1 protein-coding gene is annotated in these 422 nt (G+C 44.5%); it reads right to left on the bottom strand.

The features are described 5' to 3' along the window. On the bottom strand, positions 1-260 hold a 260-nt coding region (locus A3757_RS28055), incomplete at its 3' end, for a glycosyltransferase N-terminal domain-containing protein (protein WP_369819535.1). Positions 261-422 lie beyond the last annotated feature (162 nt).

Here is a 422-nt window from a genome sequence, read left to right on the forward strand (position 1 = left end):
GGCGTCATACTAGTGATAACGATATCTCGGTTTGGAAAACGCCTTTGAATCTCTCGAATAATTGGCTCCGCTGCTAGCACTTCGCCTACGGACACAGCATGCACCCAAATACTTCTATTCAGCTTTGGCGCATTAAAAAAACCAAAACGCTCCATTTTTCTGGCCTTATATTCTGGCGCCTTAAATCCTCGCCATAAAAGCTTCAGATAAACAAATGGCATACAGAGTGCGAAAAGAATTGTGTAAACTAAGCGGAACATAAGCGCCTTTCGAAAAATTCAAAAGACGCAGTATAGACGATTAGCAGCGCTTCTCACATCACTTGATGAGAGAGCGCTTCCGAGGAAAACGATATCTATGTCAAGCCAATCTAACACGGGAGCTACCCGACCTTTGATGGTTTGGGTCTGTCATGATGGGCG

This window comes from Oleiphilus sp. HI0117, assembly GCF_001635235.1.